Source organism: Ruegeria sp. BF12 (genome assembly GCF_056538705.1).
On sequence record NZ_JBQFTP010000003.1, the window covers coordinates 239218 to 262512 of the forward strand.

Here is a 23295-nt window from a genome sequence, read left to right on the forward strand (position 1 = left end):
CCCGAAACCGCAAGGTCGGGGGCGTTTCGACTCTCAGCGGTTTATCCGACCAGACCGTTATCCGTACGCTTGATTGTTATCACCGACGACCGCGGCGTACCACCATTCGGCCAGTTGCTGCCGGGGTGCTGGATGCCGACGAACATGGTGCGCCGATCGCTGGACCATGCCAGACCGGTGACTTCACAGCCGTTCGGGCCGGTCATGAAACGCGCGATTTCGCCGGTAACGGGATCGCCAACCAGCATCTGGTTGTTGCCGTTCCCTGCAAAGTCACCCTCGTTGTCGTCGTTGCCGTCTGTCTGGATCCAGATCAGTCCGGTTGAGTCGATGACCATGCCGTCCGGCGAGTTGAACAGGTTACCCTCGTTCACGTTCTCCGAACCCGCGCGGTCGTCCGAATGAACGGTCGGGTTGCCTGCCATGACGTACAGGTCCCAATCGAACCCTTCGGCCGCATGGTCATCATTCGCCGGACGCCAGCGCACGATCTGACCGTACTTGTTGGCCTCGCGCGGGTTGGGGGCGTTGACTGAGGTATCATCCCCTCCGGCGTTCGGCTTCACGCCGCGGTTCTTGTTGTTGGTCAGGCAGCAATACGCCTCGACCGCAACAGGACTCGACGCCACCCATTCGGGACGGTCCATGGTGGTGCCGCCAGCTTTTGAGGCTGCCATACGGGTGAAGATCGCAATCTCTGCCGAATCCATGCCGGTGGTTTCCGACGTCAGAGCCAGCCATTCGCCCTTCATGTCGTCGTTGAACTTGGCGACAAAAAGGGTTCCGTCATTCAGCAGGCTCTCGGTCTCGCCTCCTGGCTGGTAGGTGCCGTTCGAGACGAACTTATAAAGGTACTCGCCCCGCTCGTCGTCGCCCATATAGACAACCACGCGGCCATCTGCAGCTAGAGTGACCTCGGCGTTTTCGTGTTTGAAACGGCCCAGACCGGTGTGCTTGACCGGCGTGCTGTTCGGCTTGCTCGGGTCAATCTCAACGATCCAGCCCGCGCGGTGTGGTTCGTTTGGATTTTTCGAGGTGTCGAAACGCGGGTCGAACAGCTCATATCCGTTCCAGCTTTCGGCTTTGACGCCATAACGCTTGAAACCGTCCGCGACCTTCTGGTCGTAGCTGGCGTTCTCGTCGCTGGAGCCGAAGTAGCCGTTAAAGTTCTCTTCGCATGTCAGATATGTGCCCCACGGCGTTTTACCCGCGCCACAGTTGTTCATGGTGCCCAGAGACGCGGTGCCGGTCGGGTCGGCTTCGGTTTTCAGAAGGTCGTGACCAGCGGCGGGACCCACTATTTTCATCGGCGTGTTGTGGTGGATACGACGGTTGAAAGGGCTGTCTTTGACGACGGACCAGCCGTCGGGGCCTTCGGTGATTTCCATCACGGTGACACCCTGAATGTTCTGCAGCTTCAGAACATCGTCGGCGCTGGCCGGAACGCCATCTTGCGCGGCGGGCAGGTTGATCTTGCGGTTCGGGTATTCGTGGTTGATCGCGATCAATTCGTGACCCTGGAACGAGAAAGTTTCCATCCCGTCGGTGTTTTCACCGAAGATACGATCCGATTTCTCGACCGGACCTCCATCGGTGATGTCATAGCCGTCGGCGTCCGAGAACAGTGGGTCACCCCAGCGCGTCATGACCTTCCACTCATACCCTTCGGGCACATGGACGGTGCCATCAGTCTGTGCGGCGATCGGAGTGAAAGCGAAACGCGAGGCTTCGACAGCCTGAGCCGAAGTTGAACCCAGCAAGCCAGTGCCCATGGCAGCGGCGCCAGAGCCAAAGGCGACCACTCCAGCCAGAAATCCCCGGCGTGAAATGGCGCTTTCAACAACGCGGTCAAAGTCGTTTTCTTCGGGGCGCGGGAAATGCAGCTCGTCCCAATCGTCGGCGGACAGGTTGGTCGAATCAACGTCTTTCATGGATAGCTCCTGGCTGTCTTAACAAAGTGGATGGACGCGCTTTAGGGGCCCTTTGTGACAGGTTCGTAACGACTGTATGAATGATTTAGGACGGTCTGTGGAGAAGTTTAAGATTAGTGTTGGGGGTCAATGCGGACAATTTGCCCGGCCAGAGGTCCCATCCGAGAAATCAAAGCGTAATTCTTGGAAAATGGTCGCAATCATTTCCAAGCGTAACTACGAATTGCAATTGCCTAACGCAGTCGCTGTCCCATCGGGTCAAACCGGTACGCTTTGTCTGAAGAGTAGGCAAACCGCAATTCCTGACCTTCCGAGATCGCGTGTTGCCCGAACAGGCGCGCGGTCACATCATGATCTTGCACTTTGGCAATGACGTTTGTGTCGCCGCCCAGTTTTTCTACATGGCTGACCTGCGCAGTCAGCGGGCCGTCGTCCGACAGAAACAGGTCCTCGGGGCGGATTCCGATTGTGTTGTCTCCGCTTATTTCCAGCAGTGCCTCGGGAAGGAAATTCATGGAAGGCGAGCCAAGGAATCCTGCGACGAATTGGTTGGCGGGATTGTTGTACAGCTCCATCGGGCTGCCAATCTGTTCGACCCGACCATCACGTAGCACGACGATCTTGTCGGCGAGCGTCATCGCCTCGGTCTGGTCATGCGTGACGTAGATCATCGACGCGTCCAGTGCGCGGTGCAGATTGGCGATCTCGATGCGCGTGTTCATCCGCAAGGCGGCGTCCAGATTGGACAGCGGCTCATCAAACAGGAACAATTTCGGTTCGCGGACAATTGCGCGCCCGATGGCGACGCGCTGACGCTGACCGCCGGAAAGCTCCGACGGGTACCGGTCTAAATAGGGTTCAAGATTCAGCATGCGGCTGGCATTGGCCACGCGTTCCTCGATTACCGCCTTTGACTGCTTCTCTTGCTTCAACGCAAGGGTCATGTTTCCACGCACGCTGAGATGGGGGTAGAGCGCATAGCTTTGAAACACCATCGCGATGCCGCGCTTGGACGGTGGCACCAGATTGACCTGCTGCCCGTCGATGGTGATCTCGCCCGAGGATGCGTCTTCCAGCCCCGCAATCACGCGCAGAAGCGTGGATTTTCCGCAGCCCGAGGGGCCGACAAAGACAACGAATTCGCCTTCTTCTACTTCCAGCGTGATATCTTTGAGGACGTGCACATTGCCGAAGGATTTGTTCACGTTGTTCAGCGTCAGGGCAGTCATGTTGCGGACTCCTCAAGGGAAACGGGTTGGCCAGTGCGGATGCTCTCATCCGCGGCCAGACAAATGGCGAGGGATTGGACGGCGTCATTCATATGGCGCGTCAGGTCGATGTCGTCGGCGATGGCGCGCAGCATGTAAGCCTGTTCAGCATCGCAGAGTTCTTGATGGCCGGGTTCGTCCGGCATATCGATATAGTGGTCGCCCTGTGGCGTATGGATTAGCAGGCCGCCGACCTTGGTATGGCCGTCGATGTCGGCGGACGCGCCCTTGTTTCCATCGGTGATCGAAACAGATCCGTTGGGTGACACGATGTCTTTCACAAAGAACGCGGTTTCGGACATCATCGGGCCCCATCCGGCCTCGTACCAGCCGACCGAGCCGTCGTGGAAGACCACCTGAAACTGTCCGTAATTGTACATGTCTTCAGCGATCTCATCGGACAGGCGCAGGCCCATGCCATGCACCCGGACGGGTTGCGCATCGGTGATCTGGCACATCACGTCGACGTAGTGCACTCCGCAATCGACGATAGGCGACGTGGTCTGCATCAGCGCCTTATGCGTCTCCCATTCTGCTCCTGACGATTGCTGGTTCAGGTTCAGGCGGAACACATAAGGTCCACCCAAATTGCGCGCTTCTTCGATCAACCGCATCCACGAGGGGTGATGGCGCAGAATATAGCCAACCACCAGTTTGCGGTTCAGTCGCGTAGCTGTCTCGACCACGCGCCGGGCGTCCGCCACATTGGTCGCAAGCGGTTTTTCTACGAACACATGCGCGCCAGCTTCCATGGCGGTACAAGCGTAATTTGCATGGCTATCAGAATAGGTGGCGACCACGACCAGATCGGGTTTCGTTTCGACCAGCGCCGCTGCGAAATCCGAGTGTACCGGATAGCCTGCAAGTTCTGGGTGATCCACACGACCGGACCGGTTCACCAATCCAACGATCTGCGCCTCGGGGTGGTGATTGTAAGCCAGCGCGTGGCTCAATCCCATATTGCCGAGGCCTGCAATCAGAACGCGGGTCATTTGACAGCTCCAGATGTAATGCCGCGGATCAGCTGGCGAGAGAAGATGACATAGAGGATCAACACCGGCAGGATTGCCATCGACAGGGCCGACAGGACTGCGTTCCAGTCCGTCACGAACTGCCCGATGAAGACCTGGCTGCCCAGCGTCAGCGTCTTGGTCTCCTCGGCAGGTGCGAGGATCAACGGGAACCAAAGGTCGTTCCAGATCGGGATCATGTTGAACACCGCCACCGTTGCCATTGCGGGGCGGACAAGGGGCAGAACCAGTCTGAAGAAGATCGTGTATTCCGACAGTCCGTCGATACGCCCGGCATTCTTTAGGTCGTCGCTCACCTGCCTCATGAACTCAGACAGAATGAAGACGGCCAGCGGTAATCCTTGCGCTGTGTACACCAGTATCAGCGCCCAGAGCGAGTTCACCAACCCGGTTGCCACCATCATCTCAAGGATAGCCACGGTGCCGATCCGGATCGGAATCATGATCCCCAGAGCCAGATACAGGCCCATGATCAGATTGCCTTTGAACTGATACTCAGACAGCGCATAAGCCGCCATTGCGCCGAACAGCAAAATAAAAAACAGAGACGCGACGGTGACGATCATCGAGTTCTGGAAGTAGAGGAAGAAGTCGCCTTGCTTCATAACCGTCTCATAGCCAATCATCGAGAAACTATCTGCATTAGGCAGGGCCAGTGGCTCTCGAAAGATCGCTCGGCGGGATTTGAAGCTGTTGATCAGGATCACAAAGACCGGGAACAGGGCGATCAGTGTGTACAGGATCAGCGCGCCGTGCATTGCGAACATGTTGAGGGGGTTATGACGTGCCTTATTCATCGCTTGACCCTCACAGTTGATACCGGCGCATCCGGGTCTGGATGCCGAACAGGTAGATACACACACCGACGAGGATGATGGCGAACATCGCCCCGGCGATTGCGGATCCCATATGCGGATCGCCCAGTTGCAACTGGAAGCCGAAGAATGTGCGATACATGAATGTGCCCAGAATGTCCGTCGAGAAATCGGGGCCAGCCAGCGCGCCTTGGGCCGCGTAGATCAGGTCAAACGCGTTGAAATTGCCAACGAAAGTCAGGATCGAGATGATCCCGATCGACGGTAGGATCAGCGGTAGTTTGATCTTCCAGAAGGCAGCAGCACCGGTGATGCCGTCAATCTCTCCGGCCTCAAGGATTTCTTCCGGGATGGTCAGCAGGGCGGCATAGATCAGCATCATCGGGATACCCACGAACTGCCAGACAGAGATCAGCGCCAGCGTGGTCAGCGCATATTCCTCTTTCCCCAGCCATGGCGCGTATAGCGACTTGAGCCCAATTGCATCCAGCATCGACGGGGCGATGCCCCAGATCGGGGAGAGGATCAGTTTCCATGCGAAGCCGACGATCACAAAACTCAGGATGGTGGGGATGAAGATCGCCGACCTATACAGCGCTGCAAACCGCAGGCGCGGGTGGCTGAGCAGGGCGGCCAGAGCGATTCCGATGGGGTTCTGAACCAGCATGTGAATCAGGAAGAACCAGAAGTTGTTTCCAAGGGCGTTCCAAAACTGTTCAGACCAGATGGGGTCGAAAAACAGCGTCTGAAAATTCTGCAATCCAACGAAGACGCGGTTCTGATCAATCTCGGTGTAAAGTGCCAGACGCAGTGTGTTGAACAGCGGAAAGATCATCACTGCCGTGTAGATCAAAACGGCCGGTGCAAGAAACACGACGATATGCCAGCGGAAGCGGGGGCGGTTCATGGGATCGCTTTCAAAGGGGTGTCGGGATTACCCGGGCGATCGTCGCCGCCCGGGTATGCCAAGATTTACTGATGCGGAGCATACCAGTTAGCTAGCCCGTCTTGCAGGCGCTGACCGGCGTCAGCAGGGCTTTCCGCGCCCCGAACGACGTTGGCCGATGCGTTCCACGTCTCAAGCTCAAGGTTGGGCTCGCCGCGCGACAGAATTTGATAGGTCGAGCGGATCGTCGATTCACACTCATCCCGCCAACCGACGAATTCCTTGGCCAAAGGGTCTTGCAAGTCGACCGGCGCATTCGACAGAGGGAAGAATCCGGGCAGGGCGTTGCCGAAAATTTCGGCAAATTCTGGGCTTGCGACCCACGCCAGGAACGTCTCTGCCGCTTCGCGGTTTTCTGTGGCGGCGTTCATGCCGATCCCGATATCTGTGTGGTCCGAGATGTAGCAGGTGTCACCCGCGTTGCGGACCGGCGGTTTGAACGCGCCCATCTCAAAATCGGCCTGGGCGTTGAAGCCCGAAATCTCCCAGCTGCCGGCTGGATAGATGGCGGCCCGGCCAAGCGTGAACAGGTTTTGACTGTCGGGGTAGGTCTGCGCTTCATACCCGTCCCCAAGGTAGTCTTTCCACTTCGCCAGGGTCTCGTAAGGCGCGACCCATTGTGGGTCAGTCAGTTTTTGCGACCCTTCGATCAATGCCAGACGACCTTCTTCGCCTTTCCAGTAATTCGGGCCGATGTTGTTATAGCCCATCGTGGCAGCTTCCCATTGGTCAGTAGTGCCCATGGCCATAGGAATGTAGGTGCCGTCTTGCTTGAATGTCTTGAGGGCGGCAAAAAACTCGTCTTCAGTCGTTGGGACCTCGACGCCCAATTCGTCGAACGCGTCTTTGTTGAAGATAAAGCCATGAATCACTGACGCCATCGGAACGCAGAATGTGGCCGCGCCGTCATCTGTCTGCCAAGCGGATTTGGCCACGTCCGAAAAGTTCGACATTGCATCCAATCCGGATAGATCGGCCAAGTGCCCTGCATCGTACAAGCCCAAAGACCGGTCAAACGGGCGGCACGTTATGATATCCCCGGCGGAACCTGCTTCGAGCTTGGCGTTCAGAGCTGCGTCGTATTCCGTTGGAGCAAATGGAGAGAAAACCAGTTTGATCCCGGGATGTTTGGCTTCGAACGCCGGAATGATCTGTTCCTGCCAAAGTGTCAGATCGTCATTGCGCCAGCTTTCGATGGTCAGCGTCACGTCCTCGGCATAGGCGTTTGACGCCATCAGGGTCGTACCCAATAAGGCCAGTTTCAGGCTATTGCGTTTCATTGTTGTTCTCCCAGTTGGTTAGCAGTCAGTTGTCTTGGTCCAGCGCGGACCGGAGGACGCCTCCGTTTGCACGCAAAGCCGCCTTGGCATCCGTCAGCGTCATGCCTCGCGCTGCAATCAGCACCGCAGGTTTCACATCGCCATCGGCCACAGCCAGCGCGTTCCGGGCGGTTTCCGTGTCGACATTTGCGATCCGGGCGACGATGCCAGTTGCCCGCGCGCGCAGCTTGTCATTGTCAGCGCGCAGGTTGACCATCATTCCGTCGTGAACATGGCCCAATTGCAGCGCCATAAGAGACGACAACATGTTGAGTGCGATCTTCTGGGCCGTTCCCGCGCCCATCCGTGTCGAACCTGAGATCAGTTCCGGAGGCGTCGCCAGCAGAATGGGAATATCGGCATGCTCCAGCAAAGGGCTTCCTGCGTTATTGGCAATCCCGACAACGGTCGCGCCACGCGCCCGGGCGATGTTGCAGGCCGTCAGGGTGTAGGGGGTTGACCCGCTGGCAGACACTGCAATCACAGTGTCATTTGACTGCAGCTGAGTCAGCGCGCTTTCCAACCCGTCGGCCACGTCTTCTGCGCCTCCGGGCATTTCGACCCCTGTCGGCAGGCCACCAGCCATGTGAATGCGAAGTTGGCTCGCGGGGATCGAGAAGGTGCCGCCCAACTCTTGCGCATCGGCGGCGGCCATCAGGCCGGATGAACCCGCCGCCACGTAGTGCAGCGTACCGCCAGTACTGATCGTCTGCGCCATGGCTGAGCTTCCTTGCGCGATCGCCTCAAGCGCATTCCGCACTGCGGTTGCGGCGACGATCTGCCCTTCAGCCAGCGCTTTGGCTGATGCAAGCGGATCCCGCGAGACCAGCTTGATTGCGTCCGGATGCAGTTGTTCGGTCGACGGCAGCGACAAAAGAATCCCCTCCTTTGCGTTTCGTTTACAATACCTATTGAATACCACTTGTCCATATTTTTATTTTCCTCATATATTTTTAAGGGTTTAATTGAAAATAGCCAGAATGGGACCCGATTTCTCTAACTTCGTCCTTTCTAATTCGAAATAGGTATTATAATGGTATTGTCATGACTGAGTCTCTGAACAGCGCTGTGCTTGCCGTGGACGGGGGTGGAACCCGATGTCGTGTTGCTTGCGAAGTCAGTGGTATTATCCAATCTGTGGAAACTGGGGCTGCGAACGTCTCAACCGATTTCGATGCGTCAATCCGGCAGATCCAGGCGGGGTTTGCGCAGATGGCGCAAATGCTGGGTGTTGGGCAGCAGGACCTTGTGCGATTGCCCTCCTTTGTTGGCCTGGCCGGGGTCACCGACGACCGAATTGCCGGCCGAGTAGAGGAGGCTCTGGGTCTTGTCCGCGCGCGCGTTCAGGATGACCGACCAGCTGCACTGCGTGGCGCGCTGGGCGAGCAGGACGGTCTGATTGTGCATTGCGGCACTGGATCCTTCATCGCATCGCAGAAAGACAGCGTGATGCGTTTTGCCGGTGGTTGGGGGCCAGTTCTGGGGGATGAGGCATCGGCGCAGTGGGTCGGGCGGCGTGCGCTGGCGGAAACATTGAATGCGGTCGACGACGTTCAGGCTTCTTCCGCTCTGACGCAAGAGTTGATGGCGGAATTCGGCGGTGCGGCCGGGATTGTTGATTTCGCCGGGGGCGCCGCGCCGACGGAGTTCGGCGCTTTGGCCCCAAAGGTGACCTCTGCAGCGGTTTCCGGAGACGTTGTTGCCAGACGCGTCATGCACGCAGGCGCCGCATATGTCACTGAGATGGCCCATCGCCTTGGGTGGCGGCACCAGATGGCAATCTGTCTTACCGGCGGCATCGCGCCTCATTTTGCAGAGTATCTGCCGGCTGACATGCAGTCTGCACTTCAACGCCCATTGGGTGAACCACTTGCCGGAGCGCTGGCGCTGGCGAAGGAGGTCCAAAATGAGCATCGCTGATTTTCTTCGTTCTGACTTATGGTTGACCCCGGAAAATGGCCCTCGATACGTGCAGTTGCGCCGCAGATTGCAGGAAGGCATCGACACAGGCGTACTTGCGCCAAACTCGTCGCTTCCGTCCGAGCGGGAGCTCGTTGAGATCACGGAATTGTCCCGCGTGACCGTTCGTAAGGCGATTCAGGAGCTGGTGCAGGAAGGCGTGATTGAACAGCGACAGGGGTCAGGCTCGTTCATCCGGGAACGTGTGCCACGCGTCGAACAATCGCTGAAGCACCTGACGTCGTTTACCGAAGACATGTCGAGCCGCGGGATGCAGACCACCTCAAAATGGCTGGAACGCGGGGTATTTGCGCCAACAACCGAAGAGGTCACCGCGCTGAATTTGGCGGAAGGGGAACAGATATCCCGCATCTATCGACTGCGCGAAGCGGACGGGCGTCCGCTGGCGCTGGAGCGCGCCGCGTTGCCGCTGGATATTCTGCCGAACCCGATCGAAGTGACGACATCACTTTACGAAGTGCTCGAAGCTCTGGGGCATCGCCCGGTGCGTGCGGTGCAAAAGATCTCGGCGCTGAACCTCGCGGCGCGAGAAGCGGAGTTGCTGGAAGTCCCTGAAGGTGCAGCAGGTCTGAACATCGAGCGCATCTCATTTCTGAAAAACGGGCGGGTCGCGGAATTGACACGTTCGCTCTATCGCGGCGACGCCTACGATTTTGTCGCCGAATTGCGCCTATAACCGGAAGGACCGGGATCACATGTCCGAGAAAACATCGAAAATGCGTCAGGAAATTCTGGAGATCCCGGATGCCGTCGACAGATTGCTAAGCCAAGGTGCCGCCAATATCCAGAAAGCCGCGCAGAGCGTGCGGGATGCGGATCCACGCTTTCTAATCTCGGTTGCGCGCGGATCATCTGATCACGCCTGTACGTACCTCAAATATGCCAGCGAGCTGTTGTTGGGGCTGCCCGTTGCTTCGGTCGGGCCGTCTGTCAGTTCGCTCTATGGCGCCGAGTTGCGCGCAAAAGGGGCAGTTTGCCTGTCGGTATCCCAGTCTGGTCAAAGCCCGGATATCGTGGGCCTGACCCGGTCGTTGCGTGACACTGGAGCAACCACCATTGCGGTGACCAACAATACCGGCTCGAGACTGGCCGAGGTGGCAGACGCAGTTCTGCCCCTGCACGCGGGGCCAGAGCTGAGCGTGGCCGCGACAAAGACCTTTGTGACATCACTGGTGTCCGGGCTATGGCTTTTAGCCGAGATCAAAGGCGATGCCGAAATGACGGGCGCAATCCACACCTTGCCTGAATACCTGGCGCAGGCGACACAATGTGACTGGTCAGCTGCGGCTGACACGATCACCGGGCGCTCCCTGTTTACGCTTGGCCGGGGCCCGTCTTTCTCAATTTCCGGCGAAGCTGCGCTGAAGATCAAGGAAACCTGCCAAATCCATGCCGAAAGCTATTCGTCTGCCGAAGTGTTGCATGGTCCGGTCTCAATTGTCGAAGATGGATTCCCGGTGATCTCGTTTGCTGCTGGGGATGCCGCCGAACAGGCAACGGCCGAAGCCGCCGACGCGCTCGCGGAAAAGGGGGCGGCGGCCTTTGCTACAACAGACAAGGTAACGCGCGCTGTGGCCCTGCCGGTGGTTCGCACGGATCACTGGATTACCGACCCGATCACTGCCATTACGTCGTTTTACAGTATGGTCGAGGCCGTCGCTGGCGCGCGCGGGATCGACCCGGATGCGCCGCGGCACCTTAAGAAAGTGACAGAGACGGTATGACAGAGCGCAGCACGATCATTCGCAATGGGCCGATCTTCGATGGGGACCGGTTGCTGCACGACCACGCGATTGTTTTCCGTGAAGGGCAGGCAGGTCAGCTGCTGCCCGAGGGCGAGTTGTTCGAAAAAGGCGATACGATCGATCTAAACGGCGATATTCTAAGCCCCGGATACGTTGATCTTCAGGTTAACGGTGGCGATGGGATCATGTTCAATGGTGATCCTTCGGTTGAAACGATCCGCAGAATCGCCAGTGCTCACCGGCGGCTGGGTGTGGCATCCTTGCTGCCCACATTGATTACCGACAGCGCCGACAAAACCCGGGCGGCTATAGATGCCGCAATTCAGGCTATTCGGGAACAGGTTCCAGGGGTCGTCGGACTGCATCTGGAAGGGCCACATCTGTCAGTGGCTCGCAAAGGAGCCCACGACGCCGATCTGATCCGCCCGATGGACGCGGCGGACATGAAAGCGTTGATCGCCGCCTCTGACGCGCTTCCCCGCCTGAAGGTCACCGTGGCCCCTGAAAGTGTCTCGGAACAGCAGGTCCGGACGATGAGCGAAGCAGGTATTCTCGTATCTTTGGGGCATACCGATGCGGATTTCGAAACATGCCAGCGGTATGCCGCGGCCGGTGCCCGGTGCGTGACGCATTTGTTCAATGCGATGAGCCAACTGGGCAATCGCGAGCCGGGCTTGGTCGGTGCTGCACTGGCCAATGGGGGCCTGTCCGCAGGGCTGATCGCGGACGGCATCCATGTACACCCTGCCGCCATGCGAGCGGCCTGGGTAGGAAAAACCGCCCCGGGCCGAATTTTCCTGGTCAGCGACGCGATGGCCGTCGCGGGTACTGATCAGAGCGAATTCGATTTGGAGGGCCGCAGAATCACGCGCACCGATGGCAGGCTGACCTTGGCGGATGGGACATTGGCGGGTGCGGATCTCGACCTGACAACTGCTGTGGGCGTACTCGTCAACAAAGTCGGCGTACCGGTACAGGACGCATTGATTGCGGCCACCAGCTATCCGGCGCATCTGATCGGGTTGGCCCGGCCAGCAGCTTTGGAATACGGTTCAATGATCCGAATAGCAGCAAGTTTCGACGGGTGCGACTGGTTGCCGGATCAGGGCTGAGGCCACCGCAGGCGGGCGAAATGGCACCCCCGGACGCGTATGTGCCAGGGCAAAGTTATTGTTCGCGACGAAATTGAAATCTGCGTCCGAACTGCGCTTGACGGCATCTGACGCATCGCATAAACCAACCAACGCTGAGCGGGCGTCGTATACTGGCTATTACCTCAGCCTTCCAAGCTGATGAAGCGGGTTCGATTCCCGCCGCCCGCTCCAAGTCAGCCTCAAAATTCTGCGTCAAATGGCCCTTTTGGGCAGCCATTTTACCTGGTGCTTCTTGACCCCGGCTGCAGCGGTCGCCAAGAAGCCTACACTTTAGTGCGAACATGACGTAAGGGCCGAATATGGCAAACTCCGCCTCAGCCAATCCCAAGGGCAAACCCGCACCCGGCGCCACCGAAGAGCGCGCGGGCTCGCGGAAAATAGGCGTTTTGTCTTCACTCTGGCCGTTTATGAAGCCCTACCGTTTGCTGATGATGGGCGCGACATTTGCCTTGGTTCTGACAGCCAGCATGACGCTGACGCTGCCGCTTGCAGTGCGAAGGGTGGTCGACAATTTCCGCATCGAAGATGGTGAATTGTTGGACTGGTACTTTCTGGCGGCCTTGGTCATCGCTGCGGTTCTGGCAGTGGGGACGGGTATCCGCTATGCGTTGGTGACCCGGCTGGGTGAGCGTGTTGTGGCGGATATCCGCAAGGCCGTGTTTGACCGCGTCATCGGGATGAGCCCCGAGTTCTACGAACGGATCATGACCGGAGAGGTTCTTAGCCGTATCACTACGGACACGACGCTGATTCAATCCGTGCTGGGATCGTCGGTTTCCATTGCTCTACGAAATATGCTTTTGTTCGCGGGCGGGTTGGTCCTGATGCTGCTGACGTCGGCCAAGCTGACGGGCATGGTGCTGCTGCTGATTCCTGTTGTCGTGGTGCCAATCCTTGTGATGGGGCGTCGCCTGCGGGTACTCAGCCGCGAAAATCAGGACTGGATCGCGGCCTCGTCCGGCAACGCGGGCGAAGCGCTCGGCGCGGTGCAGACGGTTCAGGCCTTTACGCACGAACAGGCCAGCCGCAAGCAATTCGGAGACATGACAGAAACCTCATATGGAGTCTCGCTGCGGCGCATTCAGACGCGCGCGGTGATGACGGTCATCGTCATTTTCCTGGTGTTTTCGGGCATTGTCGGCGTTCTGTGGATGGGTGCGAATGACGTCCGCAACGGCGTGATGACCGAAGGTGTTCTGATTCAGTTCGTGATCTATTCGATTATCATGGCCGGCTCTGTCGCCGCCCTGTCCGAGATCTGGAGCGAGTTGCAACGCGCCGCAGGCGCGACCGAGCGGTTGGTGGAGTTGCTGAACGCGCAAGACACCGTGACTGATCCGGCCAAGGCAAAATCTTTGCCGACGCCGGTATGTGGCGAGATTCGCTTTGACGACGTCACTTTCCGCTATCCGGCGCGGCCGGATGTTGTAGCGCTGGATCATATGTCTCTGGCGATCAAACCCGGTGAGACCGTGGCTTTTGTCGGGCCGTCTGGGGCTGGCAAAACCACAGTCATCCAGATGATCCAGCGCTTCTATGATCCGGATTCAGGTCATGTCAGCCTCGATGGTGTCGATCTGCGCGACCTCGATCGTTCGGATTTCCGGCAGCACATGGCGCTGGTGCCGCAGGACCCGATCATCTTTGCGGCCTCGGCCCGTGAAAACATCCGGTTTGGTCGATTGGATGCAACAGACGCCGAAGTCGAAGCCGCGGCCCGTGCGGCTGCTGCTGACGAGTTCATCTCGAAACTGCCCGAAGGGTACGACAGTTTTGTCGGTGAGCGCGGCGTGATGCTGTCAGGCGGTCAGAAACAACGTATTGCCATTGCCCGCGCGATCCTGCGCGACGCGCCGGTTCTGTTGCTGGATGAGGCGACTTCGGCTCTGGACGCCGAAAGCGAACGCGCGGTGCAGGGCGCCGTCGATCAGATGCGCGCCGGTCGGACCACGCTGATCGTGGCGCACCGTCTGGCGACCGTCAAAAAGGCGGATCGGATCGTGGTGATGGAGGCCGGTCAGATCGTGGCGCAGGGCACCCATGAGGATCTGGTTGTTCAGGATGGTCTGTATGCCCGCCTGGCGCGCCTGCAATTCACCGATGGCGTCGCAGCTGAATAGCCTGACGTCGCGGAAGTCAGTTTCACGCCGCTGCGTAATTCTACAATTTTGGGCGTGGCCCCTCTAACCCGTCGCTTGCAGTTGCGGGGTTTTGCTTCCATCTTGTCATGGAAAAAACCGCGCAAGACGTGGGAGAATAAAAGGGAGGAGCCACATGGCCTTTGTGGGTTTGGAAGACAAGGCAAGAATTGAGCAGGAAATGTCGTGGGAGGATCGGGATGTTCCGGTCACCTTCCATCAGTTGCTGTCGCGTACGGCCAGCAAGTTTCCGAACAGTAATGCGGTCAGCTTTCAATTGTTGTCGGGCCCAACGGACAAGGCCGAAACTCTGACTTGGTCGCAACTGTTGGGCAAGGTCAATCAGGCCGCGAACCTGTTCCGGTCATTGGGCATCGGTGAAAAGGATGTGGTGGCCTATGTGCTGCCCAACTGTAACGAGACGCTGGTTACTTTGATGGGTGGTGCGGTTGCTGGCATCGTGAACCCGATCAACCCGCTGCTGGAACCTGAACAGATCGCCGCAATTCTGCGCGAAACCGGCGCCAAAGTGGTCGTTACGCTCAAGTCGTTCCCCAAAACGGATGTGGCGCAAAAGGTCGAAGAGGCGGTTCGCCATGCGCCAAATGTCAAAACCATCCTCGAGATTGACCTCAACCGCTATCTGACGCCGCCAAAATCCTGGCTGGTGCCGTTCCTGCGTCCCAAGATGGGCGACAAGGAACATCTGGCGCATGCGGACTACAAGAACTTCAACAAGGAATTGGCCAAGCAGCCGACGACTTTGACGTTTGAGGACAGCAAGGAAGATCGCGTTGCCTGCTATTTCCACACTGGCGGCACGACCGGCATGCCGAAGGTTGCGCAGCACAAATACTCGGGCCTGATCTACAATGGCTGGCTCGGCCACACGCTGCTGTTCTCGGAAGAAGACGTGATCATGTGCCCGCTGCCCATGTTCCACGTGTTTGCGGTGCATGTGATCATGATGGCCGCGGTGTCGTCCGGCGCACATGTGGTCTTCCCGACACCGGCGGGATATCGCGGCGACGGCGTGTTCGACAATTTCTGGAAGCTGATCGAACGCTGGAAGGTGACTTTCATCATCACCGTTCCCACGGCGATTGCGGCCAAGATGCAGCGCCCGGTGGATGCGGATATCTCAAGCGTGAAGACGGCATTCTCCGGCTCGGCGCCTTTACCGGTCGAATTGTTCCGGCGGTTTGAAGAAGCAACAGGCGTGACCATCGTGGAAGGCTATGGCCTGACCGAAGCCACCTGTCTGGTGTCCTGCAACCCGGTGGACGGGGAAAAGAAGATCGGCTCGATCGGTATTCCGTTCCCCTATACGGACGTGAAAATTCTGCAGGATGGCCCGGACGGTCCAAAAGAATGCGCCGCGGATGAGATCGGTGAGATCTGCATCTCGAACCCCGGCGTCTACGCGGGCAATACCTATACCGAAGCGGATAAGAACGTCGATCTGTACCACTTCGACAAGTACCTGCGCACGGGCGATCTGGGGCGTTTTGACGAGGACGGTTATCTGTGGATCACGGGCCGTGCCAAAGACCTGATCATTCGGGGAGGTCACAACATTGACCCGGCCGAAATCGAAGAGGCCTTGCTGGGGCACGATGCCGTTGCCTTTGCAGGTGCCATCGGCCAGCCGGACGCCTATTCGGGCGAGGTGCCTTGCGCCTTTGTCGAACTGGTCGAGGGCGCTTCGGTGACCGAGAAGGAACTGATGGACTATTGCGGCGTGCATGTTCACGAACGAGCGGCGCAACCCAAGCATATGACCATTCTAGACGAGCTGCCCAAGACCGCCGTCGGTAAGGTCTTTAAGCCAGAGCTTCGCAAACAGGCGATCACGCGCATCTACAATGGCGCGCTGGAAGAGGCGGGTCTTGACGCGCGGGTGGTGCTGGTTATCGACGATAAGAAGCGCGGGCTTGTTGCACAGCTTGACGCGAAGGGTTCCTCGGAGGACGATGTCAGCAAGGTGCTGGGATCGTTCATCCGGCCATGGGAGTGGGCTGCCTGACCGGGAGGGAACATGGATTATGAACGTCTGATTGATGAAGAAACTTGGGCGTTCATAAAACGAACGGCTGAAAGCTATCCGGATGATGCGGTCGATCTGTCTATCGAGGATCAGCGTCGTGTGTATGACACAATGTGTGCGGACTTTCGCCAGCCCCGCCCACAAAGGGTAGAAACTGAGGACAGGCAGGCAAATGGCGTGCCTGTCCGCGTCTACATCGCGGGCCAGCCAACGCGAACCGTCATCTATTTCCACGGTGGTGGATTTGTTGTTGGCGGTCTGAACAGCCACGATGACGTCTGCGCAGAGATCTGCGCGCAGACCGGGTATCGGGTCGTCGCCGTGGATTACCGCCTGTGTCCGGAACATGTCCATCCCGCGCAGTTTCAGGACAGTTGGACTGCGACGAAGTGGGTGGTCGAGGAATTCGGCGATCCAATCGTCCTTGCAGGCGACAGCGCTGGGGGCAATCTAGCCGCCGCCGTGGCGCATCATGGCCGAGGACAACTAAAAAACGTGCTGGGGCAGGTTCTGATTTACCCCGGTTTGGGTGGCGACAGCACGAAGGGTTCGTATATCGAACACGCACACGCACCGCTTTTGACGCTGGATGAGATCCTTTTCTACGAAAAAGTGCGATGCGGCGGCAATGTTCCGAAAGACGACCCGACCTTTGCACCGCTGCACGACGTCGACTTCTCGGGGCTTCCGCCGACCGTAGTCGTCACCGCCGATTGCGACCCGCTGCGTGATGACGGATCCAGCTATTGCGACCACATCGCCGCTGCGGGCGGGCAGGCGCATTGGATCAACGAACCAGGCCTCGTCCACGGTTATCTGCGCGCGCGTATTTCTGTGAAACGCGCGGCAGACAGTTTTGAGCGGATCTCAGTCGCCATTGAGGCGTTAGGCCAGCAGATCTGGCCCTACGACTAACCCGTCATTTCAGGAAAGGCGCGGCTTTCATGGTCTCGGCAATGGGTGCGCCCATGCGGTTCAAGATTGTAGGCGCAAGCTGTAGCTGGTCGATCACTGTGTCGACCTCGGGACCTACTGCATCTCCGAAGTAATACAGCGCCGTTTCCTGTTGCAGCGGGCCGCGTCCGCCGTGGTGGCCGCGCTCGTCCTGCCCGTGGTCGGCGGTCACGATGACTTCATAGCCTAACTGCCGCCAGCGCGGAATGAAGGGGGCCAGCATCTCGTCTGCGACGAAACAGGCATGGTCCATCTCTTCGCAATCATGGAAGAACCGGTGCCCCATACTGTCCAGCGTGCACGTGTGCAGAATACCGTAATCCAGCCCAAAACGTAGACACAGGTTGGTCAGCGTGCCGAACAGGTCGACGTCTGAAGGGGTCATCTGATTGGCCTTGCCGTAGCCGGTCATGCTGTGGAACCGACCGTGGTTGATGGTCGCGCTGTCGGGCTCGTCATATTCAATGTCGCGGACGTAGTCGAAAGGATGGCGGTTGAAGAATTGCGACCAATAGCTGTGCGTTACCGCGCCAGTAACACCACCAGCTTCACGCACTTGGCTGAAGACGTCCTTGTGGCTCAGTCGAAAGACGTTGCCGTTGCCGGTACAGCCGTGCTCCTGGGGAGTGACGCCGGTGTGGATCGAGGCATAGCAACTGGCCGATGTAGACGGCAGAACAGCGCGCAGTTTCCAGACCCGCGCTTCGCCGCTGTCAACCCAGCCTTCGAGATTGCCAAACAGGCGCCGAAAATTGCGCCACGGAACACCATCCAGGATGATGAGGAGTAGTTTGCGGTCCATGTCATTGGCCTTTTGACTAGATATTTCTGGCGACCCTAGGGGATTCGCGATCAGGGGTCTGCCCGTTCGCGCCCCCAATAGCAAAATCCCGACACCTGTCATCGAACAAGGTGCCGGGATTTTGATTCTTCATCGAACTGTCACGAAGCGATCAGTTGCCCGCGCTCTCCATTTTGCGATGGGCGACGACCTCTTCCAGCCAGCCCAGATGCATTTCGGGAACCGAGCTGAGCAGCAGGTCGGTATAGTCGTCGAACGGCGGGCTCAGCACCTCGCTTTTCGAACCATAGCGAACCACGCGGCCCTGATACATCACCGCGATGCTGTCGCTGATCGCGCGGACCGTCGCTAGATCGTGGGTGATGAACAGATAGGCCACGTCCTCGATCTTTTGCAGGTCCAGCAGCAGCTTCAGGATGCCGTCCGCAACCAATGGATCAAGCGCCGAGGTGACCTCATCGCAGATGATCATCTTGGGCTTGGCCGCCAGAGACCGGGCGATGCAGACACGCTGTTTCTGACCACCGGACAGTTCGGCCGGATAGCGGTCGATGAACTTTTCGCCCAACTCGATCTCATCCAGCAGCTCAATGATCCGCTTGCGCTTCTCAGCACCACGCATGTTGAAGTAGAACTCCAGCGGTCGCCCTATGATCGTACCAACGGTCTGACGCGGGTTCATCGCCACGTCAGCCATCTGGTAAATCATCTGCAACTCTCGCAGGTCTTCGCGGGATCGGCCTTTCAGATCACCACTGAGCTTGCGCCCGGCGAAGGTAATCTCACCATCGCGCGGCGGCAGCAGACCGGTGATCACACGCGCCAGCGTCGATTTGCCCGAGCCGGATTCGCCCACAACCGCCAGCGTCTGCCCCGGATGAAGCTCGACATTGACGTTGTGAAGCACGTCGAAATTCAGTCCCTTGTAGCGTGCGGTGATGCCGTCCACGCTGAGCACCGGTTCTGGTGTGGGCTTCTTTTCTTCGTGTTCGATCGAGCGGACCGAGACCAGCGCTTGCGTGTACTCTTCTTGCGGGTTGTTGATGATCTGATCGGTGTGACCGTATTCGACCGTGTTCCCCATCCGAAGAACCATGATGTCGTCGCTCACCTGAGCCACAACAGCAAGGTCGTGCGTGATGTAGAGCGCTGCAACGCCGGTATCGGCAATGGCCTCTTTGATCGCCATCAGAACGTCGATCTGGGTGGTCACGTCCAGCGCCGTGGTGGGTTCGTCGAACACCACCAGATCGGGTTCCGGACATAGCGCCAGCGCGGTCATGCAGCGCTGCAGCTGCCCACCCGAGACCTGGTGCGGATAGCGATCACCGATATTGTCCGGATCGGGCAGACCCAGCTTGGCGAACAGTTCGCGTGCGCGCCCCTCGGCCTCTTTGCGGCTGAACTTCTTCTGTTCAACCGCAGCCTCGATCACCTGATCCATGATCTTCTTGGCCGGGTTGAAAGACGCAGCAGCGGATTGAGACACGTACGTAACCTCACCTCCGCGCAGTTTTCGGATATCTCTGTGCGACGTCTTGAGGATATCGCGCCCATTGACCCAAACCTCGCCGCCGGTGATTTTCACACCACCTCGGCCATAAGCCATCGAAGCCAGACCGATGGTAGACTTGCCTGCACCGGATTCACCGATCAAACCCAGCACCTTGCCGCGCTCGAGGTCAAAGCTGACCCCGTGCACGATTTCGATGTCATGGGGTTTTTCACCTGGCGGGTAGACGGTCGCGCCGATTTTGAGGTCGCGGACCTTGAGAAGGGTATCACTCATCCCCGGCCTCCTTTCAGCGATGTGGTACGGTTCAGAACCCAGTCAGCCACAAGATTGACCGAGATGGCCAGCGTCGCGATGGCCACTGCGGGGTACAGAGCCGCGCCGATCCCATAAACGATACCGTCCTTGTTTTCCTTCACGATGCCGCCCCAGTCCGCCAGCGGCGGCTGAACGCCCAGACCCAAGAACGACAGAGTTGAGACAAACAGAACCATGAAGATGAACCGCAGGCCAAGTTCAGCGACCAGCGGCGACAATGCGTTGGGCAGGATTTCCCGGAAGATGATCCACGATTGTCCTTCGCCACGCAGCTTTGCGGCTTCGACATAGTCCATCACGGCGATATCCACGGCCACAGCACGAGCCAGACGATAAACGCGAGTTGAGTCCAGCAAACCCATGACGATGATCAGGACGGGCACGGTGACAGGCACCATAGCCAGAACGACCAGCGCGAAGATCAGCGTCGGGATCGACATGATAAGGTCCACCGCACGGGACATGACCTGATCCGCCCATCCGCCAAGAACGGCGGCCAGAAACCCAAGGATCGAACCTGTTACAAAGCTAAGGATGGTGGCAGCAGTGGCAATAAAGATCGTCGTGCGCCCGCCATAGATCATGCGGCTGAGAAGGTCGCGGCCAATGTTGTCAGTGCCCAGCCAAAATTGCGAGCTGGACGGCTCCCACACATCGCCAACGACTTCGGCCATGCCGTATGGGGCCAGCAGAGGCGCAAAAATCGCGATGATGAAGTACAGGGCTGTGAATGCCAGCCCGATCATTGCAGAGATTGGGATATTCTTCATTTCGGATGCCTCAGCCTTGGGTTGGCCAGAATGGCAACGATGTCCGCAATCATGTTCAGTCCGATATAGATGGCGGCGAAGATCACGCCGCAAGCCAGCACCACCGGCACGTCACGTTTGGTCACGTGATCAACCAGATACTGCCCCATGCCGGGATAGACGAACACCACCTCAACCACGACGACGCCAACGACCAGATAGGCCAGGTTCAGCATCACTACGTTAACGATGGGCGCGACCGCGTTGGGGAAAGCATGGCGGTAAATGACCTGAAAATTGCTCAGACCTTTCAGTTCGGCCGTTTCCACATAGGCCGACTGCATCACGTTCAGAATTGCGGCGCGGGTCATGCGCATCATATGCGCCAGAACGACCAGCGTCAGCACGATGACCGGCAAAGCGATCGAGTTCAGCTTTTGCCCGAAGGACATGCTGTCGTTGATCATCGCAAGAGGCGAGAACATGCCCAGCTTAACGGCAATGAAATAGACCAGAACGTAACCGATCAGGAATTCGGGTATGGAAATCGTGGTCAGGGTAACAGCTGAAATCAGCTTGTCCGGCCAGCGATTGCGATAGCGGACGGCCAGAAGGCCGAGAAAGATGGCAAGCGGAACCGATACGACAGCGGCCCAGAACGCCAGAAACAGAGTGTTGCCCAGACGATTGCCGATCGAGTCTGCAATATCCAGTTTGTTGGTCAGTGACTGACCCAGATCGCCCTGCAGAATGCCGCCCAGCCATTCGAAATAGCGGGTCAAAGCGGGACGGTTGAGGCCCATTTCCTCGCGCAGGTTTGCCAGCGCCTCGGGGGTTGCAGCTTGACCCAGGACCGCTTGCGCAGCGTCCCCGGGCAGGGCTTCAGTGAGGCCGAAAATCAGAGCCGATGCACCGAAGAGAAGAAGGAGTCCCAGCGCAAGGCGCTGGGAAACCAGTTTGATGATTGGATGCATTAACTGTGGGCCCTATCAGGAGAACCACATTTTGCGGGACATGTTGCCATTCATCATCTCTTGGGTCGGGTCGCTCTCCCAACCTTCGAGCTGATTGGTGACGCCCTCGACAAAGTCGTTGAACATCGGGCAGATCAGACCACCCTGATCGCGGACCATCATGCCCATCTTGCTGTAGATGTCCTTACGTTTGTCGTTGTCCAGTTCGGCGCGTGCCGCGAACAGCATTTCGTCGAATTCCGGAATCTTGAAGCGGGTGTCGTTCCAGTCGGCAGTCGACAGGTACGCGGTCGCGTACATCTGGTCTTGCACCGGACGGCCGCCCCAATAGGAGGCGCAGAATGGCTGAACGTTCCAGACTTCGGACCAGTAACCGTCGTTGGGCTCACGTTTGATCTCCAGCGGGATACCGGCCTGAGCGGCGCTTTGCTGGAACAGAGCTGCGGCATCCACAGCACCTGGGAAGGCACCATCTGCCACACGCAGGATGATCGGCGACCCGTCATGACCCGACTTCTGGTAATGCTCCGCCGCTTTTTCAAGGCTGAACTCGCGCTGCGGGATTGAGCCGTCAAATAGCGGGTATGCCGCATTGATTGGCATGTCGTTGCCAATCGTGCCGTACCCGCGCAGAACCTTGTCGACCAAGTCCTGACGGTTGATTGCGTGTTTCAGCGCCAGACGCAGTTCGTTGTTGTCGAATGGCGCAGTGTCGCAGTGCATGATGAACACGTAGTGCCCGCGACCTGCAGTCGAGTGCACAGTCAGGTTCGGTGCGCGGCCCAGCAGATCGGCAACCTTTGGTTCAACGCGGTTGATCGCGTGAACCTGACCAGATTGCAGTGCGGCGGTACGCGCGGTCGCATCGTTGATGACGATCACTTCGACACTGTCGAAGTTGCCGAAATCGGGGTTCCAGTGGTTTTCAAACTTTGTGTAGAGGTGACGTACACCGGGCTCGTTCACTTCTACCTTGTATGGTCCTGTGCCGATACCTGCACCCGGATCGTCCATGCCGCCGTCCGGTTGAATGATCAGGTGGTAATCGGCCATCAGATAGGGAAGGTCAGCGTTCGGCTCGGTCAGAGTGACCTGGAAGTTGTCGCCATCGGCCTTCATCGACTCAATGCCCTTCATGATGCCCAGGGCACCTGACTTGGAGTCTTCGTTCGAGTGGCGTTGCATGGTCTTCAGCACGTCTTCGCTGGTCATGGTCTTGCCGTTGTGGAACTCGACGCCCTGACGCAGCTTGAATGTCCAGACCTTGGCGTCCGCGCTGCCTTCGACGGCTTCCGCGAGGCGCGGCTCGATCGACCCGTCGGGTGCAACCTCCACAAGCTGGTCCCCGAACTGTTTACCGTTCTGGAAAGGAACCGAGCTTGCGTAAGTTGCCGGGTCCAGCGAGTTGGTCGATTCACCACCCTGCAAGCCGAACTTCAGGTCGCCGCCCTTTTTGGGGCCAGCCGCACGCGCTGCATCGGCAAACATGGTGCTGGCCATCGCTGCCGACACACCCAGAGCCGCAGCTTTCCCCATGAATTCGCGACGGGTGAGTTTGCCCGCTGTGACCTGACCGGCCATGTGAGTGAGTTGTTCGTTCATTTATTGGTC

General features: G+C 58.3%; 19 protein-coding genes and 1 tRNA gene. 8 read left to right on the forward strand and 12 right to left on the reverse strand.

Annotated elements, in window-relative coordinates; genetic code table 11:
• Positions 1-41: 41 nt before the first annotated feature.
• The 7 genes from ACR0J0_RS06805 to ACR0J0_RS06835 form a co-directional block, all read right to left on the reverse strand.
• Positions 42-1931 (reverse strand): PhoX family protein, encoded by a 1890-nt coding sequence (locus ACR0J0_RS06805; RefSeq protein WP_480662342.1) that lies wholly within the window; start codon positions 1929-1931, stop codon positions 42-44.
• 233 nt (positions 1932-2164) lie between these two features.
• Positions 2165-3160, reverse strand: a complete 996-nt coding sequence (locus ACR0J0_RS06810; protein WP_480662344.1) for an ABC transporter ATP-binding protein — start codon at positions 3158-3160, stop codon at positions 2165-2167.
• The gene (locus ACR0J0_RS06815; protein WP_480662346.1) at positions 3157-4191 is read right to left on the reverse strand and encodes a Gfo/Idh/MocA family protein; all 1035 of its coding nucleotides are present in this window, start codon (positions 4189-4191) and stop codon (positions 3157-3159) included. The genes ACR0J0_RS06810 and ACR0J0_RS06815 overlap by 4 nt, the downstream gene beginning before the upstream one ends.
• On the reverse strand, positions 4188-5027 hold the full coding sequence (locus ACR0J0_RS06820) for a carbohydrate ABC transporter permease (RefSeq protein WP_480662348.1): 840 nt from the start codon (positions 5025-5027) through the stop codon (positions 4188-4190). Before ACR0J0_RS06820 ends, ACR0J0_RS06815 begins: the two co-directional genes overlap by 4 nt.
• Positions 5028-5037: 10 nt before the next feature.
• A complete protein-coding gene (locus tag ACR0J0_RS06825; protein WP_480662350.1) occupies positions 5038-5952 on the reverse strand; it encodes a carbohydrate ABC transporter permease in 915 nt (304 codons plus the stop codon).
• 65 nt (positions 5953-6017) lie between these two features.
• Positions 6018-7271, reverse strand: coding sequence for an ABC transporter substrate-binding protein (locus ACR0J0_RS06830; RefSeq protein WP_480662352.1), 1254 nt, complete (start codon positions 7269-7271; stop codon positions 6018-6020).
• 25 nt (positions 7272-7296) lie between these two features.
• Positions 7297-8184 (reverse strand): N-acetylmuramic acid 6-phosphate etherase, encoded by an 888-nt coding sequence (locus tag ACR0J0_RS06835; protein WP_480662354.1) that lies wholly within the window; start codon positions 8182-8184, stop codon positions 7297-7299.
• A 170-nt stretch (positions 8185-8354) separates the two neighbouring features.
• Here ACR0J0_RS06835 and ACR0J0_RS06840 point away from each other — a divergent pair, with 170 nt between their 5' ends.
• From ACR0J0_RS06840 to ACR0J0_RS06875, 8 genes are all read left to right on the forward strand, one after another.
• Positions 8355-9230, forward strand: a complete 876-nt coding sequence (locus ACR0J0_RS06840; protein ID WP_480662356.1) for a glucosamine kinase nucleotide-binding domain-containing protein — start codon at positions 8355-8357, stop codon at positions 9228-9230.
• Positions 9217-9966, forward strand: a complete 750-nt coding sequence (locus tag ACR0J0_RS06845) for a GntR family transcriptional regulator (RefSeq protein WP_480662358.1) — start codon at positions 9217-9219, stop codon at positions 9964-9966. Before ACR0J0_RS06840 ends, ACR0J0_RS06845 begins: the two co-directional genes overlap by 14 nt.
• A 19-nt stretch (positions 9967-9985) precedes the next feature.
• Complete coding sequence (locus ACR0J0_RS06850; protein WP_480662360.1) at positions 9986-11014, forward strand: SIS domain-containing protein; 1029 nt, start codon at positions 9986-9988, stop codon at positions 11012-11014.
• Positions 11011-12147, forward strand: coding sequence for an N-acetylglucosamine-6-phosphate deacetylase (gene nagA / locus ACR0J0_RS06855; protein ID WP_480662362.1), 1137 nt, complete (start codon positions 11011-11013; stop codon positions 12145-12147). Before ACR0J0_RS06850 ends, nagA begins: the two co-directional genes overlap by 4 nt.
• Before the next feature lie 138 nt (positions 12148-12285).
• A tRNA-Gly gene (locus ACR0J0_RS06860) sits at positions 12286-12360 on the forward strand.
• 128 nt (positions 12361-12488) lie between these two features.
• Complete coding sequence (locus ACR0J0_RS06865; RefSeq protein ID WP_480662363.1) at positions 12489-14309, forward strand: ABC transporter transmembrane domain-containing protein; 1821 nt, start codon at positions 12489-12491, stop codon at positions 14307-14309.
• Between the two features lie 154 nt (positions 14310-14463).
• Positions 14464-16353, forward strand: coding sequence for an acyl-CoA synthetase (locus ACR0J0_RS06870; protein WP_480662365.1), 1890 nt, complete (start codon positions 14464-14466; stop codon positions 16351-16353).
• Positions 16354-16365: 12 nt separating this feature from the next.
• Positions 16366-17289 carry an alpha/beta hydrolase gene (locus ACR0J0_RS06875; RefSeq protein WP_480662367.1) on the forward strand — a complete coding sequence of 308 codons (924 nt, stop codon included), beginning with the start codon at positions 16366-16368 and terminating at the stop codon, positions 17287-17289.
• Between the two features lie 4 nt (positions 17290-17293).
• Here ACR0J0_RS06875 and ACR0J0_RS06880 read toward each other — a convergent pair whose 3' ends face one another.
• From ACR0J0_RS06880 to ACR0J0_RS06900, 5 genes are all read right to left on the reverse strand, one after another.
• Positions 17294-18130: an alkaline phosphatase family protein gene (locus ACR0J0_RS06880; protein ID WP_480662369.1), complete on the reverse strand. Its 837-nt coding sequence runs from the start codon at positions 18128-18130 to the stop codon at positions 17294-17296.
• 151 nt (positions 18131-18281) lie between these two features.
• Positions 18282-19919: an ABC transporter ATP-binding protein gene (locus ACR0J0_RS06885; RefSeq protein WP_480662371.1), complete on the reverse strand. Its 1638-nt coding sequence runs from the start codon at positions 19917-19919 to the stop codon at positions 18282-18284.
• Positions 19916-20731: an ABC transporter permease gene (locus ACR0J0_RS06890; protein WP_480662373.1), complete on the reverse strand. Its 816-nt coding sequence runs from the start codon at positions 20729-20731 to the stop codon at positions 19916-19918. The genes ACR0J0_RS06885 and ACR0J0_RS06890 overlap by 4 nt, the downstream gene beginning before the upstream one ends.
• Positions 20728-21684, reverse strand: coding sequence for an ABC transporter permease (locus ACR0J0_RS06895; RefSeq protein ID WP_480662374.1), 957 nt, complete (start codon positions 21682-21684; stop codon positions 20728-20730). Before ACR0J0_RS06895 ends, ACR0J0_RS06890 begins: the two co-directional genes overlap by 4 nt.
• A 15-nt stretch (positions 21685-21699) precedes the next feature.
• Positions 21700-23286 carry an ABC transporter substrate-binding protein gene (locus ACR0J0_RS06900; RefSeq protein WP_480662376.1) on the reverse strand — a complete coding sequence of 529 codons (1587 nt, stop codon included), beginning with the start codon at positions 23284-23286 and terminating at the stop codon, positions 21700-21702.
• Between the last annotated feature and the right edge of the window lie 9 nt (positions 23287-23295).